The 15,884-nt window shown below is 52.3% G+C and carries 13 protein-coding genes; all 13 read right to left on the reverse strand.

Annotation, left to right across the window (positions count from 1 at the left end; all coding sequences use genetic code 11):
* Nucleotides 1-36: 36 nt before the first annotated feature.
* Nucleotides 37-966 carry a type II secretion system F family protein gene (locus GEV47_RS12065; protein WP_153235019.1) on the reverse strand — a complete coding sequence of 310 codons (930 nt, stop codon included), beginning with the start codon at nucleotides 964-966 and terminating at the stop codon, nucleotides 37-39.
* Nucleotides 967-968: 2 nt separating this feature from the next.
* The gene (locus tag GEV47_RS12070; RefSeq protein WP_322741624.1) at nucleotides 969-2,330 is read right to left on the reverse strand and encodes a CpaF family protein; all 1,362 of its coding nucleotides are present in this window, start codon (nucleotides 2,328-2,330) and stop codon (nucleotides 969-971) included.
* A 59-nt stretch (nucleotides 2,331-2,389) separates the two neighbouring features.
* The gene (locus GEV47_RS12075) at nucleotides 2,390-3,700 is read right to left on the reverse strand and encodes an AAA family ATPase (protein WP_153235020.1); all 1,311 of its coding nucleotides are present in this window, start codon (nucleotides 3,698-3,700) and stop codon (nucleotides 2,390-2,392) included.
* An 83-nt stretch (nucleotides 3,701-3,783) separates the two neighbouring features.
* A complete protein-coding gene (locus GEV47_RS12080) occupies nucleotides 3,784-5,106 on the reverse strand; it encodes a type II and III secretion system protein family protein (RefSeq protein ID WP_153235021.1) in 1,323 nt (440 codons plus the stop codon).
* Nucleotides 5,107-5,309: 203 nt separating this feature from the next.
* Nucleotides 5,310-6,293, reverse strand: a complete 984-nt coding sequence (gene cpaB / locus GEV47_RS12085) for a Flp pilus assembly protein CpaB (RefSeq protein WP_153235022.1) — start codon at nucleotides 6,291-6,293, stop codon at nucleotides 5,310-5,312.
* Between the two features lie 180 nt (nucleotides 6,294-6,473).
* Nucleotides 6,474-6,992, reverse strand: coding sequence for a TadE/TadG family type IV pilus assembly protein (locus GEV47_RS12090; protein WP_153235023.1), 519 nt, complete (start codon nucleotides 6,990-6,992; stop codon nucleotides 6,474-6,476).
* A gap of 83 nt (nucleotides 6,993-7,075) precedes the next feature.
* Entirely contained in the window at nucleotides 7,076-7,618 is a 543-nt protein-coding gene (locus GEV47_RS12095) for an A24 family peptidase (RefSeq protein ID WP_153235024.1), read from the reverse strand.
* Between the two features lie 98 nt (nucleotides 7,619-7,716).
* Nucleotides 7,717-7,911, reverse strand: a complete 195-nt coding sequence (locus tag GEV47_RS12100) for a Flp family type IVb pilin (RefSeq protein ID WP_153235025.1) — start codon at nucleotides 7,909-7,911, stop codon at nucleotides 7,717-7,719.
* A 350-nt stretch (nucleotides 7,912-8,261) separates the two neighbouring features.
* A complete protein-coding gene (locus GEV47_RS12105) occupies nucleotides 8,262-9,980 on the reverse strand; it encodes a ShlB/FhaC/HecB family hemolysin secretion/activation protein (RefSeq protein WP_194270657.1) in 1,719 nt (572 codons plus the stop codon).
* A gap of 316 nt (nucleotides 9,981-10,296) precedes the next feature.
* Nucleotides 10,297-11,976 carry a collagen-like triple helix repeat-containing protein gene (locus GEV47_RS19710; protein WP_153235027.1) on the reverse strand — a complete coding sequence of 560 codons (1,680 nt, stop codon included), beginning with the start codon at nucleotides 11,974-11,976 and terminating at the stop codon, nucleotides 10,297-10,299.
* Nucleotides 11,977-12,474: 498 nt separating this feature from the next.
* The gene (gene dxs / locus GEV47_RS12115) at nucleotides 12,475-14,340 is read right to left on the reverse strand and encodes a 1-deoxy-D-xylulose-5-phosphate synthase (RefSeq protein WP_322741629.1); all 1,866 of its coding nucleotides are present in this window, start codon (nucleotides 14,338-14,340) and stop codon (nucleotides 12,475-12,477) included.
* Nucleotides 14,341-14,427: 87 nt separating this feature from the next.
* Complete coding sequence (locus tag GEV47_RS12120) at nucleotides 14,428-15,366, reverse strand: polyprenyl synthetase family protein (protein ID WP_407646240.1); 939 nt, start codon at nucleotides 15,364-15,366, stop codon at nucleotides 14,428-14,430.
* The gene (locus GEV47_RS12125) at nucleotides 15,363-15,626 is read right to left on the reverse strand and encodes an exodeoxyribonuclease VII small subunit (protein WP_153235028.1); all 264 of its coding nucleotides are present in this window, start codon (nucleotides 15,624-15,626) and stop codon (nucleotides 15,363-15,365) included. Before GEV47_RS12125 ends, GEV47_RS12120 begins: the two co-directional genes overlap by 4 nt.
* Nucleotides 15,627-15,884 lie beyond the last annotated feature (258 nt).

Here is a 15,884-nt window from a genome sequence, read left to right on the forward strand (position 1 = left end):
ATGTCTTTCCCCAAAAACTGTTTATACATTGTTGCGTCACACCGTTTTAGCCAGACGGAATAGACCGAAGCCGCCCAGCAGCTCAAGCACGACCGCACCGATCAGCATTTTTTTTCCTATCGGGTCATGCCACATATTCATAAACATGTTGTTATTGAATATGATCAGAAACATACCGATAGCGGCTGGCAAGATACCCATGATCCAGGCGGACAATCGAATCTCTGCCGATAAGGCGACCAATTCATTTTGGGCGTGCTCCAGATCGCGCATGAATGCCGCCATCCGTTCCAGAACCAGATCGGAACGTCCGCCAAAGCGTGCGGAAACACCAATCACCGCGGCCACCAGATCGAGTTCCTTAAATCGGAAAATCGCCGCTTGCTGGCGCAAAGCATGTTCCAGGTCGACTCCTGCCTGCACCTGTCGATTGGCGCGATCCAGCACTACTCGCAATGGCCCGTCGGAACTGGCGATGTCGGTTTGAAAGGCGGCGCCTATGCTGTTACCGATGGTTACCAGGCGCACCAAAGTATCCAAGAATCCTGGCAATTGCCGCACTCTGACACGCTGCAGTTTTGAGCTTTTTAACCAAAAATAAAAAACCAATAACATGACGTACAAGAACAACGTTCCCAAGGCAGAAAACCATCCACCAAAGATCAACGCCAGCAAGGTCAGGGCTACGCCCGGTGCCAATAACTGGAAGTACAGCTTGCCGCTGGGGTGTTCAATCCCGGCGCGTAAAAAGAAATGACGCAAGGCTTCTATTTGCAACTGCAATTGCGGCGTCGTTTCGGTCTCAGTCTTTGATGCCAGTTGAACCGGTTGCATCCGTTCAATCTGCCGATCAACGAATGCGGCACTGACATCTTGCTGCGCGCGTTGGTGCGCGCGCTGCCACAACCATAACGCGGCACCGATCAATAACAGAGCCGCGGCCAGCAGCCATAGCGCAATACGCATGATTAGCGCCTTCCCGGCTGCGTGCCGGAGCCATGCGGAAAACCGCCAACGCTGCCGTGTGGGCTACCAGTGCCTTGCTGACCAAGCTGGCGCTGCCGTTGTAATTTTGGTGCATGGGGAAAGATACCCAGCGATATCCAGCGGTCCGCTTCTTCGCCGTCTGGAGCAATATAGCTTTCGTGTTTATACAGTTCTTGCATAGTGATGATGTTGTCACCCATGCCGGTCACTTCGGTAATCGAGACGATGCGACGGCGGCCGTTAGATAGCCGGCCGATCTGGACTATGAAATCGAGAGCACCGGCAATTTGCCGCCGAAGGCTGCTTTCACTGCCCTGAAAGCCAGCAAAGCCAGCCAGCATTTCAATCCGGTACAAGCATTCTCGCGGTGTATTGGCGTGGATCGTGCCCATTGATCCGTCATGGCCGGTATTCATCGCCTGCAGCATTTCGAGTACTTCGGCGCCCCGCACTTCACCGACGATAATCCGGTCCGGACGCATCCGCAGGCTGTTGCGGATCAAGTCGCGAATGCTGACCGCGCCACTGCCCTCAAACCCGCCTAGACGTGATTCCAGACGCACCACATGTGGGTGATTGAGCGACAGTTCAGCGGTATCTTCTACCGTCACCACGCGTTCGTTTTCCGGAATGAAAAATGCCAGTGCATTCAGCAAGGAAGTTTTACCGGAACTGGTACCGCCGGAGACCAGAATATTGCAACGGGCTTTGACGGCGTTTTCCAGCAGCGAATAGATCTCCTCGCTCATGGTGCCAAGATTGAGCAAGTCAGCGGGCTTCAGCGGCTCTTTGCGAAATTTTCGGATCGACACCATCGGACCGTCTACGGACAATGGCTCAATCACTACATTCAACCGGCCGCCATCCGGCAAACGGGCATCGACCATGGGATTCGACTCATCAAGACGGCGACCTAGCGGTGCCAGAATGCGTCTGACAATACGCAGCAGGTGGGCGTTATCGGTAAAACGCAGCGTCTCACGCTGCAATATCCCGTGACGCGAAACGAATACGTCGTTATAGCCATTGATGAGAATATCTTCGACCGTCATATCGGCCAGCAGATCTTCCAGCGGCCCCAAACCAGCCAGTTCCTTAGTCAGGGCATCGGCAATCTGCCGTACCTCGGACTCATTCAAAGGGATACGCTGCAATCGGACAAAACCGTCGACATCCAGATTGACGAATTGCTGGATTGCGCTGCGCGACCAGCGACCAAACTCAGCGCCCAGTTCTTCAATCCGCGTCAGCAGATGATCGTAGGCCGCCGTCTTGATATCCTGAAATTCCTGGGTATGCGAAAACGTTTGGTCGTCATCGGAAAATTCAATCTGGTTACTCACGTTTGTTTCTCCAGTTTTTCATCAAGGAGTCGTCTTTTCCATTGCTTTCTTGATGCTGCTTATTTCTTTAATAAAATTTTGTGCAACAAACGCCCCATCCCTTGTTTTGGCGGCGTGTTTTTTTCATGTTTGAGCAAACCGTCAATGAGACCATCGATCATTCTTATATAGATATCGTGCGGAGAAACGTCATGCAACAGCTTGCCGCGATTTGCGCTGGCATTCAGTTTCAGCGTGCGCTCCGGTAAAGTTGCCAGCAAGGGCAATTTGAAACGCTCGGCAATCTGATTGGCAGCCATACCGAAGCGCTCGTCATACCGATTCACTATCAATTGCCGTTTGCCGTCATCCGGATGACGTTCGTTCAATTCTTGCAAAGCCCCCGCCAATGACACCAACGCGCCTACGCTTTGATCCGTGACCAGCCATACCTGATCGGCCGCTCCGGTCAGATTGGCAATAAAATCTTGATTGGTAAAGCCGCCCAGATCGGCGATCAGTACATCGAAATATAATCGCAGGCGGTCCAGCAAAGCCAACGCGTCGTGGTGCGACACGGTACGCATCTCGCTCAAATTGTGCGGCAAGGAAATAACCGTTACGCCGCCAGTGCTGCGCGGCAGCGCGGTGTGCACCAGTGTTTCGTCAAACCGACGCAGATTGCGCACGGCCTCGGCAAAATCGAAATTGCCGTTGGCGCTGAGGTACAACTTGCCATCGCCGGCAGGCAAACCGAGATCAAGCAGCGCCACCCGGCTGTCGGTCGTATTCCGCTTGCCACCGTGACCGGTATGGCGTTGCTGAATCATGTCCGCCAGATGCGCTGCCAGCGTGCTGGTACCGATACCAGAACGCACTCCCAACAACGTCACCAGTTGGCCGCGCTTGACCGGAACTGGCGCCGAACCGCGCGCTTCAGCCTTGGCCAGCACCCGCTGCACCACGTCACGCGCCTCATCTTCGGAGGCGCTGACATCAATGAAATCGCTGACGCCGGCCCGCAGCGCGGCGATCGCCCCTTCGGGAAATGCCATGGAACCGACTGCGACCAAAGGCAAGGTTGGCATTGCTTTAGTCAGTGCGCGCGCTAATTCAATTGCGTGTGCGGAAGCGCCGTGAACATCGGATGAGAGGACGCCAGCTTGATCGTTGGCGTGCTCGACACCGGAGAAATCCAGCAATACCAACAAGGGCTTGAGTTCAGCGATGCGTGGCAACAATTCCATTACGCTGGCTTTTTCCTGCAGCAAGGTTCCCCATTTGCCAAGTGCTGCGCTCAGCCATTCTGCTTGTATGCCGTTAGGCGAGCAGAATACGAAACGGCTTAGCGCAGTCAGTTCATTCAAAGCTTTGTTACGCGCATTCATCATGTGATCCCAAGTTGTTTTGCTTAAGGGTCGCTCGAATATCTGCTTTTACGTCATTCCCGCATTCGCGGTGATGACAGCGTTACCTATTTTGAAAATCCCGGCATTTCGTCCTTGCTCGCGCTACCGAGCAGATAACTTCCCCAGGCGGTACCTGGCGTATTGCGTTCCTCGTTTTCGCCCGGCAGTGGCAGCGGTACATTCTTGGCGATAGGTTGGACTATATGCGGTGTGACGATGATCACCAACTCTTTGTCGGCCTGGTTATAACTCAGATTACGAAAAAAACTGCCGATGATGGGCAGATCACCGAGCAATGGAATTTTATTGACATTGGAAGTTGTGGTGCGTGATACCAGTCCACCAATGACGAAACTTTCCCCGTCGCCTAACTCAACCGTGGTATCGGCGCGCCGGGTCGTAATTGCCGGGATCGAAACACCATCGGTGACAATGGCGTTGGCGTAGTCGATATCACTCGCTTCTGGCGCGACCTTCAAGGCAATCCGCCCTTTGTCCAATATCGTCGGCGAGACCGTCAAGCCGATACCGAAAGGTTTAAAGACAACCGTAGTGGTGCCGAGGCCTCCGGACTGCGGAATAGGCAATTCGCCGCCAGCGAGAAAACTCGCACTTTGCCCCGACAGCGCAGTCAACGATGGCTCAGCCAAAACACGCGCCAGGCCGTTACCTTCAATCAACCGCAAGTTGTTGGTCAAACTAAAACCACCATGGGTGTACTTGGTCAACAAACCGACTGCTGCTGATGTTGTCGACAATCCCCCCTGTGAAGCGAGGTTACTGCCGATGCCAAAACTGAAATTGCCATGGTTTATGGCGGCATTAAAATCAAAGCCGATTTCTTTCAATACCGTTTTGCTGAATTCAACTATCTTGACATCAATCTGTACTACGTTGCCGGTATCGATGGTCGAGACATCGAGGACTTTCCCTTTTCCCGCAGCATCCATCGCAGCGGCGCTGCTATTGGCGTGCGCCAGGAGCGATGGCGACTGGCCACTGATCACAGTCGCGGCACCATGCATCTTCACCTCGGCACCGCTGCGGCCTGCCAATGCAGCCTGCAAGTCGCCCTGCACTGTCACTCTCCAGGTTGTCTCTGGCATGCCTTTGGTCCACGCAGTCACGGTGGTGGTGCCGGCCTTTTTCCCCATCAGAAGCACACTGCCGCTCTTGCCACCGGAACCGCGCACTATCATAACGTCGGCCACTTCCGGATCGGCTACGGCGATCCGTTCCAGCGTGCCCGCAACCGGCAAGCTTCGCTGCTCACGCATACCGATGGTAATGGGAGTGCCGGCGGCGACATATGGAGTAGCCGCTACGGAATATCCCGGCATTGCGCTTGCACTCAACAATAATGAAAAAAATATGGCGTGAATTTTCATGAGTTGCGGTCTATCCTGTTGTTGATATAAGTAATAAACAATACCAATGCCGCTTAATAATTTTGTTAAAACACTAGTCCTGCCGTCCCCACGAACTCGGAGATCCATCTTAATTACAATCTCCTGCAGCTACATCCCCCGCATTTGCGGGAATGACGGTGTTTTTAACGTTCTCCCAAAACCCTGCTGAAAAAATCTGTACGTCAAAAAGCCACGGCTTCACGTTGCGTGCCTCGGATCACTTCAACCGTATTGACGGTTCGTGCGTTCCGTTCCCAAGCCGCTCTTGGAGCGACGCTCGGTTTGCTGCTCGGCGCCGATTTGGCGTCACCAGCCAAGCCGTTCATCTCTATGCCTGCAAAAGCCCGATTATCCGGCTGCTTCAACGCATCCTGCTGATCGCGTGTCAGATCTTTTTTACCGATGAGCACAGTGGCCGGTGACGAAAACAGTGCCATATCTGGAATGTCTTCATCGCTGGGGTTGCGCAATGCCAGCATCAACTTGCCATTCTGAGTTGCCAACAACAGTCGATTGACATCGGCGACAGGCGTTGCCAACACTGCCGTGCGAGCAACCGGCTGTCCTTGTTGTGATTGCTGTTGCGCCGATTGCGATGCCTGTTGCGTCGGCAGCGCCCCGGCACTGCCACTGGCGGTGGCAGTACCGATAACGGCAGTGCCATACGATAGAACCTGCAAGCGCGACATCAACAAACGCGATTGTGTTTTTTCGATGTCCTGACCTTGTTTGAGTGTGAAAAACACATCGACATAATCGCCCGCCTGGATACGATTCCCGGCACCGACAATTTCGTCGACCGGAATCGCTACCGCCCGTTCACCGGCAGCCAGCTTCATTGCCAATCCGCTCGCCAATGCGCTTTCGGTAATCGGCGTGCCGACACCAACGTCCATCAAAGGAACTTTGCCTACTACCAAACTGGTCTGGCTATATGCGCCGGCGGGATTGATCGGCAAGCTCACCAGGCTGATGTCATCGGCAGCAATCGCCTTGCCCGCCGCCAGCACGTGTGCGGCCACCACCACTTCATATTGCTGGGATGACTTGGCGCTTGCCGCGGAAATTGTCGGCGGTGGACGACTGCCGATCCACCAGGCTACGAACGCTAAACCGAGAGCCGCCACTACCAGTATTGCTGCAACAATTTTTGTCAGGTTATTCATAGAGTGTAGTGAGTGTCTATCCGAACGAAGAAAATGTTCAAAATGGTTTTCATACAAAACTCAAATCAGTGAGGACGTTAAAGCCACCTCGAATAACTCTTCCTGCGTCATTCCAGCAAACGCGGGAATTCATCTATGCACAGCAAATAAATAATTTCCAATCACACGCCAAAACAATATTCAATCAATTTGCACCGTGGCCGAGCCTCCCAGCTTGGTTGGCACCGCGACACTCATTAACGCCCCTCCCAGAAGCGGCACCAAGGGTTGAGTGCCATATGGGTAAGTGACATTTACCGTGATGCACTGTGCGCTAGAACCGGTAAAGCATGTCGCCAGATAAGTGACCTGGACACAGGGTCCGGTGGTGGGACATTTAGCTGGCGGGCTGCTGCATATGGCGCTGCCTAGCCAGCTGACAAGTGGCGTGACGGTATTGCAGGCAGCCGTGCCGCGGGCGGGATCGGTGGGACTGCCGGTACTGGTATATCGCAACGCGGCACGCGCTCCTTCTTCGGCCGCCAGTGTCAGCGACTGCTGAGCCACGAAAATCAAGACATAAGTAATGATTCCATACAGCAGTATGAAAAATACCGGGAAGACCAATGCAAATTCTATGGCTGCAACACCGCGTTGGGCGATGCTCTTGGCCTCTCCCCTCAAGTTGGGGCGAGCCGCATATTTATAGTTGTTATACATCCGTGCTCCCGATCTTTACCGTCGAAACGATCAGTGCCTGAACGACGCTTGCTGCACTGATATGCATGATGTAAAACACGAATTCAAATAAAACCTGGCACCACTCCCGCACTATGCATTGCTATCCAGGCGCCAGCTACAGCCATATAGGCTGCATAAGGAATACCAACACGGTTGCCGCGCTTTTCCAGCATTCGCTGATACCAGGAACAGCGTGTTATTCGCGTCGCTGCCAGCTGCAATTTCGGTGCAATACCCAACCGCGACGCGTAAATCACAACAGAATGAACGGCGGCGATTAGCGATGCTATCAAGAACACTGGTAACAACGTGCCCGGTCCAAGCAATAAGCCGAGCACAGCAAAAAATTTGACATCACCTGCGGCCATCGCCCGCAATAAATATAAGGGCAAAAAAAACGCCAAACCGGCAATCAACCCGGACAGTGCGCTCACCCACCCTGCTCCATTTAACCCTTTGCCTAACAACACAAGACATCCCAGTTGCAAAGCAATCGCGGTCAACAATAATTTATTAGGAACCCGGCGAAACAAGTAGTCGTATAAAAATATCAGAGTGCAAAAAAACAAAAATAGGACCAACAGAGAAAATTTTGCATCGAACATAATTATCACGCCCAACTGAACATTGAGAGGAGTTGGGCTGATCGCGACATTTGATGATATCTAGTTGTGTCAGGTGATGACGACGATAATAAGGCTGATCAGATGCCACCAATCATATTGGTCAATTTGGTTCCGATCGCAGTAAAGATACCGATCAAACCAGTAGTCCCAGTTCCAGTCAATGCGCCCACTGCCGTTATCAATGCTACGGCTACCAATCCGGCAATCAGACCATACTCAATAGCAGTAATCCCATCTTCATCCCGAAGAAATTTGATTAGTTTGGCATTCATTGTGATCTCCTGAAAAAGTACTCATTGCATTAAAGAACGCGACCCTTTTCACAGCAATCCGCGGACGAATGGCTCTACATTCAACCGTGAATAACTATCTCTGATTTCAAACAACGTGCTGTTAGCTTAATCTTGATTAAAAATTACCTCAAGGGAAATTATTCTTTTTCAACAATAATATTTGTGGAAAATTTCATCTAACAACATTTCCATTGTAGAAACGTGACTTCCCTTTATTTTGCGTTTTACATGCAAGAATAATTACATCAAAACAAGCGATATTCAATGATAAGAAAAACCCATAAAACGCATGTCATCCGGGGCGCAATCAGCCAAAGATGCCGCGACATTTAATCGGTCTGATACGAATACGTTGCATTCACACGCGGCGACCGTGAAGTGGCGTTGATGGGAATGTCGGCCACGGGCTGCGCCAGCGATAAATCCAAGGTGTAGTAGCGACTATCTGACAAACGCACGCCTATCGCCACAGACCCCAGCGTGTCGTGAGTCAAGGCAACGGCGTTCGAATACACGCGCGAATGATCTATCAGAAAATAGGGCTGCACTGTTTTGAGATAGGTGTAACTCAATGGGAACAGACGATTAATTTCGACTGAAACGCCCCAGCCTTTATCGCCGGCGACTTCGCCAACTGGATAAGCGAGACCGAACTGCTTGCCGCCGAAACCGATCTGCTCTGAGGTCGGTAAAATATTGCTGCTGTACTGCGCGCTGGCAGCGACCGCAACGGCAAAGCCGCCGCCCAATTGATTCGATTGCGCTGCTTGCACGGTGACTCTGGTAAAGCTCAGATCGACATTGCTGTTCTCGCGTTGAGCGCCGAGGCCGTCGATGGCTTTATAAACGCCGACACTCAACTGCCGCGTCTGCTGCAGTTTGTCCGGCCCCGTTTTAACATCGACCCAGGCAGCTTCCGCACTCAATACCCGAACCTGCGAACTGAGCGCGATGGACATCGGCGTGGTCGGTACTGAGCGGGTAAGCACCTGGTCATTTTCGGCAGCATAGGCGCCGCCCGTGACAGTTAAACTATGCGTGTTATCGAGGATTACGGGATAACTGAGGGAACCGCCAGCGTGTACTGTTTTGGTTTGATAGCGCGTGAGGTAATCGACGCTTTCCAACGCTGAATTTTCTGGTTGCGCGCGATAGTCGGACCAGTTCAGTTTGCCCAGCAGACCGTTATTGCCGATCGGTTGAACATAATTGATCGCATAATATTTTTCGTCTTGCGGTCCGCTTGGCTGCAACGTGCTGACCGTCACCTGTTCACCCATCGGTGTCAAACCATTGCTGGTAGCTGTCAGCAAACCACGAATTCCAGGCTGCTGATAATCGACACCGACGCCGACTGTAATCGGCCGCCGTTTCACCGTCAGCACCATGTCGGCCGCGCCATCAGTAGAGGTCGGCGGTGCGACGTTAGCGACAATCTTCACCCCCGGCTGCAAGCTGAGAATACCGGCGACACGCTCAAAAGTAGCGCGGCGTAATGGTCGGTCTTGTTGCAACTGTTCGGCAATCTGCTTCAGGCGCTCTTCGCTGTTACCGGGATTGCCTTCGACCTTGACGTTCTTGACGTAGCCTTCGACGATCGACACCACCACCACGTTATTCTCAAAACTCTGGGCCGGGATGAACGCAAAAGAGAGTGGATAGCCTTGGTCTTGATACATCTTTGTGACCGTGTTGGCAGCGGCTAGCAACTCAGCGACAGTGGTATCGCGATTAGCCAGTGGTGCAAACACTGCCGCAATCTGATCGAACGGTAAAGTCTTGCTGCCGGCGATCTGAAAACGCGACGGTGTCAGATGGCTGGTCAACAATTTTTGCAACGCCGGATCAACGCCTTGCGTCTGGATATTAATGGTCATCGGCGCGCTTGCTGGCGCTTCGACTTTAGGCAATGTATCGGCAGGATTACCTTGCAGCGGACTGCGCGCATCTGCGAGTGCCGGTAAAGGATACGATGACATCAGCCAGTAAACGCCGCTGACCATGATCACCGCAACGCGGCGATAACATCTCGAATTGAATAGTTGCATGCTGCTACGGCTCTCGTTCATTGTAGACGGCAAAACCAGTCTATTCTGTCAATTAATCGGGATCTGAAGTCGCTATGATGCTATATCGCTTAACGTAGCCTCAAAAAATTCCGCCATCCCCGCTCACGCGCAGATGACGGAATAGAGTTATTCGAGCAGCCCTTAAGTTACGGCAAGAATTTATTTATTGCAACTATTTTATTGCCGCATACATGCGTTGTCATCTCGACTCCTCACGCATCGACTTTTTTCACCTCTTGCTCGAACAAAAAGATCCCGGTCGCAACCAAGATCTTTTTTATTTAGCAGCTACTGTTTATTTTTTGATTAAGCCGCCCAGCAGACCCGTCGTTTGGCCGTTACCTGTAGTGCTGCCAGTCCCTAGAAGTGAGGAAGTCAGACCGCCTACCAAACTGGTCACAGGAGCCAGAGGATTAGCGGCAGTACCACCAGTGCCGCTGACGCTACCGGTCAATGCGCCTACCAATCCGGTGACAGGAGCCAATGGGCTACTAGCAGTACCGCCGGCACCGCTAACACTGCCGGTCAATGCGCCCACCAATCCGGTAACAGGTGCCAGTGGGCTACTAGTAGTACCGCCAGCAGCACCAAGACCGCCGGTTAATGCGCCCACCAATCCGGTGACAGGAGCCAATGGGCTACCAGAAGTGCCGCCAGCAGCACCAAGGCCACCGGTTAATCCGCCTAGTAATCCGGTGACAGGAGCCAGTGGGCTGCCAGAAGTACCGCCGACGGCGCCAAGACCACCGGTTAGCGCACCGACTAATCCGGTGACAGGGGCAAGTGGGTTGCTACCGCTTGAACCCAGGGTACCGAGACTGCCCACGGCGCCAACTACTGGAGTCAGCGGTTTGATAAGGAGACCCAACAACGTATTATCAACTGGCTGCAAGAGGCCGCCGGTTTGATTTCCCAATAATGGCTGGCCGGTGCCGATCACACCGTTGACGGCAAGACTGCCAACCAGAACGCCTGTATTGCTTACTACCGGACCGAGATTGTTGACGACCGGTACATTAGAAGCAGTCAGGCCGTGACCGACGCTAGCGACAGTGCCGCCAACCACACCCAATAAAAGATTGACCGGTTGATTCAGCGCTGTAGTGTTGCCAACGGTCTGGAGTGCGGTCGAGACTGTGCTGGTCAAAGGTACGATCGCAGTGCTCAACGTTTGCGTTACTTGCTCCACCGGACCGGTCGTCAATACTTTGGTGAGTGTCGGTGCAACTGTGTCGGTGACGGCGACGCCGACGCTGCTGACCAAACCGCCCACCGGTGTTGTCACTGGCGCCAGAATATGCAGCGGGCCGCTGCTGCCCAGGCTGGTAACTACCTGACCGGCACTGTTCACGGTATCGCCGACCTGTGCAACCACTCCGCCGGTATTTCCTACCGTGATGCCTATCGGATTCTGCGCTGTGCCAATTTGACCCAGGCCGTTCGTTACGCCTTGACCAGCCACTGTGACTATACCGCTGGCATTGCCAAGCAGGCCCGATGCCGCGGTCGATGTAGCAGAAGTGAGCGGCAATTGACTGATGACTGCGTTGCCGGCGCCATCGACGGCCGTACCTACGCTCGACACAGTGGTGCCTACATTTGAAATCAGACTGGTCGGAGGTGTCGGCGTGGTGCCGCCAGTTCCAGTGCCAGTTCCCGTTCCAGTTCCAGTGCCAGTTCCCGTTCCAGTTCCGGTGCCTGTTCCAGTTCCAGTGCCAGTGCCAGTACCAGTACCAGTGCCAGTTCCAGTACCAGTGCCAGTTCCAGTGCCTGGACCAGTACCAGTTCCTGTGCCGGTGCCAGTTCCACCGCCTGTTGTACCTGTCCCGCCGCCAGTTGTGCCACCGCTACCTCCTAAAGGATTAGTAAGTATTCCTCCACTGCTGCCACAACCAGTGAGTAATATTGTCAGTAACATGGACGCAGCTAGCAATCCGCTTTTTTTCAATGTTCTTTTCGATGTTTTCATGGTCAGGCTCCCCTTTTTTTGATGAATCGGATAACGCTATACATAGTGTCTAGCGCATAAAGTGTGCCCGCCAAAAATCCCTCAAAGAAAACTGCTGTCACAACGTATCAGTTCTCGAAAAAATCCTTATAAATCAATGAGTAAGAGAAACATTCAATCAACACCAGTAAAGCGACCTCAAGCATCTGCGTAGCGGCCGTTGCGAACTTTGCTACGTAACATGTAACGTAACGGTCGGAAACAAATCGGTATTAACAAGGGAACATAAATTGCGAAAGACACCACCATGCATGCGAACCTTAGGCCGCGTATAAATGGCTGAGCGAATGAATAATCGGCGCGAGCATCACCGGTATGGAATCATTCGACCTATGGATTCCCGCATCCGCGGCAATGACGGCGCTTAAATTGTGAGGGTGCGCAACAATAGTTATCGCAGCCATAAATGCAAAGGGCGCACGATTCACAAATCGTGCGCCCTTCGATTTCCTACTGCGTTAGTTTTTAATGCTGATTTGCCACCAGGCGCAAAGCATCTTTGCCAAAGCGCTGACGTATAGAAGCAGTAATACCATCTGCATCCAAACCGCATAAAGCCAGCAATTGAGCGACGTCGCCATGATCAATGAAACGATCTGGCAAACCCAGATGCAATATCGGTTTAACGCAGCCAGCTTCGGCCAAGGCTTCTGCCACGGCAGCGCCAGCACCGCCCATGACGGCACCTTCTTCGACAGTCACAAAAGCATCGTGCGTCTTTGCCAGTTCCAGCAATAGCGCTGTATCCAGCGGTTTGATAAAGCGCATATTGGCGACGGTTGCATCCAATGCGTCACCGGCTTTCAGACTTGGCGCGAGCATGGTGCCGAACGCTAAAATCGCGATGCTCTTCCCTTCGCGTCGCACTTCACCTTTACCAAGCGGTAACGTGGTAAGTACCTTTTCGACTACTGCGCCAGTGCCTGCACCGCGCGGATAGCGCACGGCGGCGGGACCTGGATATTGATAAGCAGTCGATAGCATTTGGCGGCATTCATTTTCATCAGATGCGGCCATCACCACCATATTAGGGATGCAACGCAAATAAGAGATGTCGTAATTGCCTGCATGGGTTGCGCCATCAGCGCCGACCAGTCCGGCACGGTCTAACGCGAATGTCACATCCAGATTTTGCAAGGCGACGTCATGGATCAATTGATCATAAGCGCGTTGCAAGAAAGTGGAGTAAATCGCCACTACCGGTTTCAAACCTTCGCATGCCAAACCGGCCGCAAACGTTACCGCATGCTGCTCGGCGATACCGACGTCGTAATAACGGTTTGGATAACGCTGTTCAAATTCGACCATACCGGAACCGCCGCACATGGCAGGTGTAATGCCGATCAGTTTGTTATCTTGCGCGGCCATATCGCACAGCCAGTCGCCGAAAACCTGGGTGTACGTCACTTTGCTCGATGTCGCTGGCTTGATACCTTCAGCGGGATTGAATTTCCCGGGGCCGTGATATAACACGGGATCGGCTTCCGCAAGTTTGTAGCCTTGCCCTTTTTTGGTTACCACATGCAAAAATTGCGGGCCTTTTAAATCCTTCATGTTTTGCAATGTAGGGATCAAGGAATCGAGATCATGACCGTCAATCGGACCAATATAGTTAAAGCCTAACTCTTCAAACATCGTCGCTGGAACGATCATTCCTTTGGCGTGACCTTCAATTCGTCTTGCCAATTGCCGCACAGGCTCTGGCATGATGGACTTGCCGATGTTTTTGGCTTGGGCGTAAAACTTACCAGACATCAATCGCGCCAGATAGCGATTCAACGCGCCAACTGGTGGTGAAATTGACATATCGTTATCGTTCAAGACTACGATCAGATTAATGTCGTCATACACGCCGGCATTATTCATCGCTTCAAACACCATCCCGGCTGTCATGGCGCCATCACCAATTACCGCGATCGCGTAACGATCCGTTTCGCCTTTGGTTTTAGCCGCCAGGGCCATGCCCAGCGCTGCAGAAATGGAGGTCGAAGAATGTGCGGTACCGAAAGTATCGTATTCACTTTCACTGCGACGCGGAAAGCCGGAAATACCATCAAGCTGCCGCAAAGTGTGCATCTGATCGCGGCGACCAGTCAAAATCTTATGCGGATAGGTTTGATGACCAACGTCCCAAATCAATCTGTCTTCGGGTGTATTAAAAACATAATGCAAGGCGATAGTCAGTTCCACCGTACCGAGATTAGAAGATAAGTGGCCGCCGGTTTTCGATACCGAGTCAATCACGAACGCACGTAACTCATCAGCCAGCGGCAGTAATTCTGCACGGCTAAGTTGACGTAATTCGTCCGGGCTGTTTATTTTATTTAGTATGTTATTCACTGATTTTTTCGCTAAATAATGGATAAGGTATCAGGTTCAATGCGTCGCGCAATTCGACGCGTAATTCAAAACTCACCGTCAAGCTTTACGCTGTACGATCAAGTCTGCCAGTTCACGCAAACGCTGTGCCTTGTCACCAAACAAGGTAACCGCCGCGTGCGCATCACAACGCAATTTTTCTGCCAATGCTTGCGACTCTTCCAAGCCCAGTATCGACACGTAAGTAGGCTTGTTGTCTGCTGCATCTTTTCCGGCGGTTTTCCCTAACGCGGCCGAATCGGCGGTGGCATCGAGAATGTCATCGACCACCTGGAATGCCAGTCCAATCGCATTGCTGTACGTTTCCAAAGCCTGTGTTTCCGTGTTGGACAGCGCTTTACCGCTCCACGCACCCAACATCACCGACGCCCGCAATAATGCGCCCGTCTTCAACTTATGCATTTGCTCTAACTCTGCCAATGACAATTTGATACCGACACTTGCCAGATCAATCGCCTGACCGCCGCACATACCCAACGAACCGGACGCTTGCGCCAATATACGTAGCTGCGTCATCTGGCTACGTGCATCAATATTATTCTGTTCTTCAGACAACACCACAAATGCCTGTGATTGCAAGGCATCACCCACGAGCAATGCTGTAGCTTCATCATATTGCACATGTACTGTCGGCTTGCCGCGCCGCAGCGCGTCATCATCCATACACGGCATATCGTCATGCACCAGCGAATAAGCGTGAATCATTTCCACCGCTGCCGCTGCGCGTTGCACCACCGACAATGGCGCATCGAATAATTCTGCCGCGGCAAATGTCAATAATGGCCGCACCCGTTTGCCACCGTCTAGCACCGCATAACGCATCGCTTGATGCAGACGCGCCGGCATTGTCGTTTCGCCTGGTAATAAGGCGGACAACGCAGCTTCCATCGTGGTTTGTACTTGATGCATCCATACGCCGAATGCGACGGCATCACTACCTTCGCTGGCGTGCACTCGCTGTGCTGTCATTGCCGTCATTCGTCCGCTCCCTCAGCTTGAGGTGCAGTGTATGGCTTGAGCATGTCACCCTCTAACACTTTGACCTGGCTTTCAACCTTGTCGAGTTGTTGCGCGCAAAATTTGACCAGTTCAGAACCCCGCTTATACGCAGCAACTGATGCTTCTAGCGGCAACTCGCCCGCTTCCATTTGCTCGACCAGCTGTGCCAGCTCGCCCATGGCTTGCTCGAATGAAGCTGGGATGGGAGGAACTGCGGAGGGCGGAGAATTCTTAGCCATAATGAATCAGTGTGGGAGCGTTGTAGAAATGTGGACCTGTTTAAAATCTGTGCTCTGCACAAAAGCGATGATGAAAATTTTTCAACAAGTGTTAAATAAGGCCCTCTATTTTAGAGCAAACAACGCTAACTCGTTGAATTTTGAGGCGTTTGTCAGCATTTTTTTCATTTCTACGGTCAGCGATTTATCTTTGTACGGTATAATCTTGGGTTCTGTCCAAAATTTCCGCCTTTCTTTTAGTTTGCTCTGAATATAGGT

This window comes from Glaciimonas soli (genome assembly GCF_009497155.1).
GTDB classification, from domain to species: Bacteria; Pseudomonadota; Gammaproteobacteria; order Burkholderiales; family Burkholderiaceae_D; genus Glaciimonas; species Glaciimonas soli.

Bases quoted from the DNA above. Each gene is read 5' to 3' on its own strand.
- GEV47_RS12065 (WP_153235019.1), bottom strand. From the start codon at position 966: ATGCGTATTGCGCTATGGCTGCTGGCCGCGGCTCTGTTATTGATCGGT.
- GEV47_RS12075 (WP_153235020.1), bottom strand. From the start codon at position 3,700: ATGATGAATGCGCGTAACAAAGCTTTGAATGAACTGACTGCGCTAAGC.
- GEV47_RS12080 (WP_153235021.1), bottom strand. From the start codon at position 5,106: ATGAAAATTCACGCCATATTTTTTTCATTATTGTTGAGTGCAAGCGCA.
- cpaB (WP_153235022.1), bottom strand. From the start codon at position 6,293: ATGAATAACCTGACAAAAATTGTTGCAGCAATACTGGTAGTGGCGGCT.
- GEV47_RS12090 (WP_153235023.1), bottom strand. From the start codon at position 6,992: ATGTATAACAACTATAAATATGCGGCTCGCCCCAACTTGAGGGGAGAG.
- GEV47_RS12095 (WP_153235024.1), bottom strand. From the start codon at position 7,618: ATGTTCGATGCAAAATTTTCTCTGTTGGTCCTATTTTTGTTTTTTTGC.
- GEV47_RS12100 (WP_153235025.1), bottom strand. From the start codon at position 7,911: ATGAATGCCAAACTAATCAAATTTCTTCGGGATGAAGATGGGATTACT.
- GEV47_RS12105 (WP_194270657.1), bottom strand. From the start codon at position 9,980: ATGCAACTATTCAATTCGAGATGTTATCGCCGCGTTGCGGTGATCATG.
- GEV47_RS12120 (WP_407646240.1), bottom strand. From the start codon at position 15,366: ATGACGGCAATGACAGCACAGCGAGTGCACGCCAGCGAAGGTAGTGAT.
- GEV47_RS12125 (WP_153235028.1), bottom strand. From the start codon at position 15,626: ATGGCTAAGAATTCTCCGCCCTCCGCAGTTCCTCCCATCCCAGCTTCA.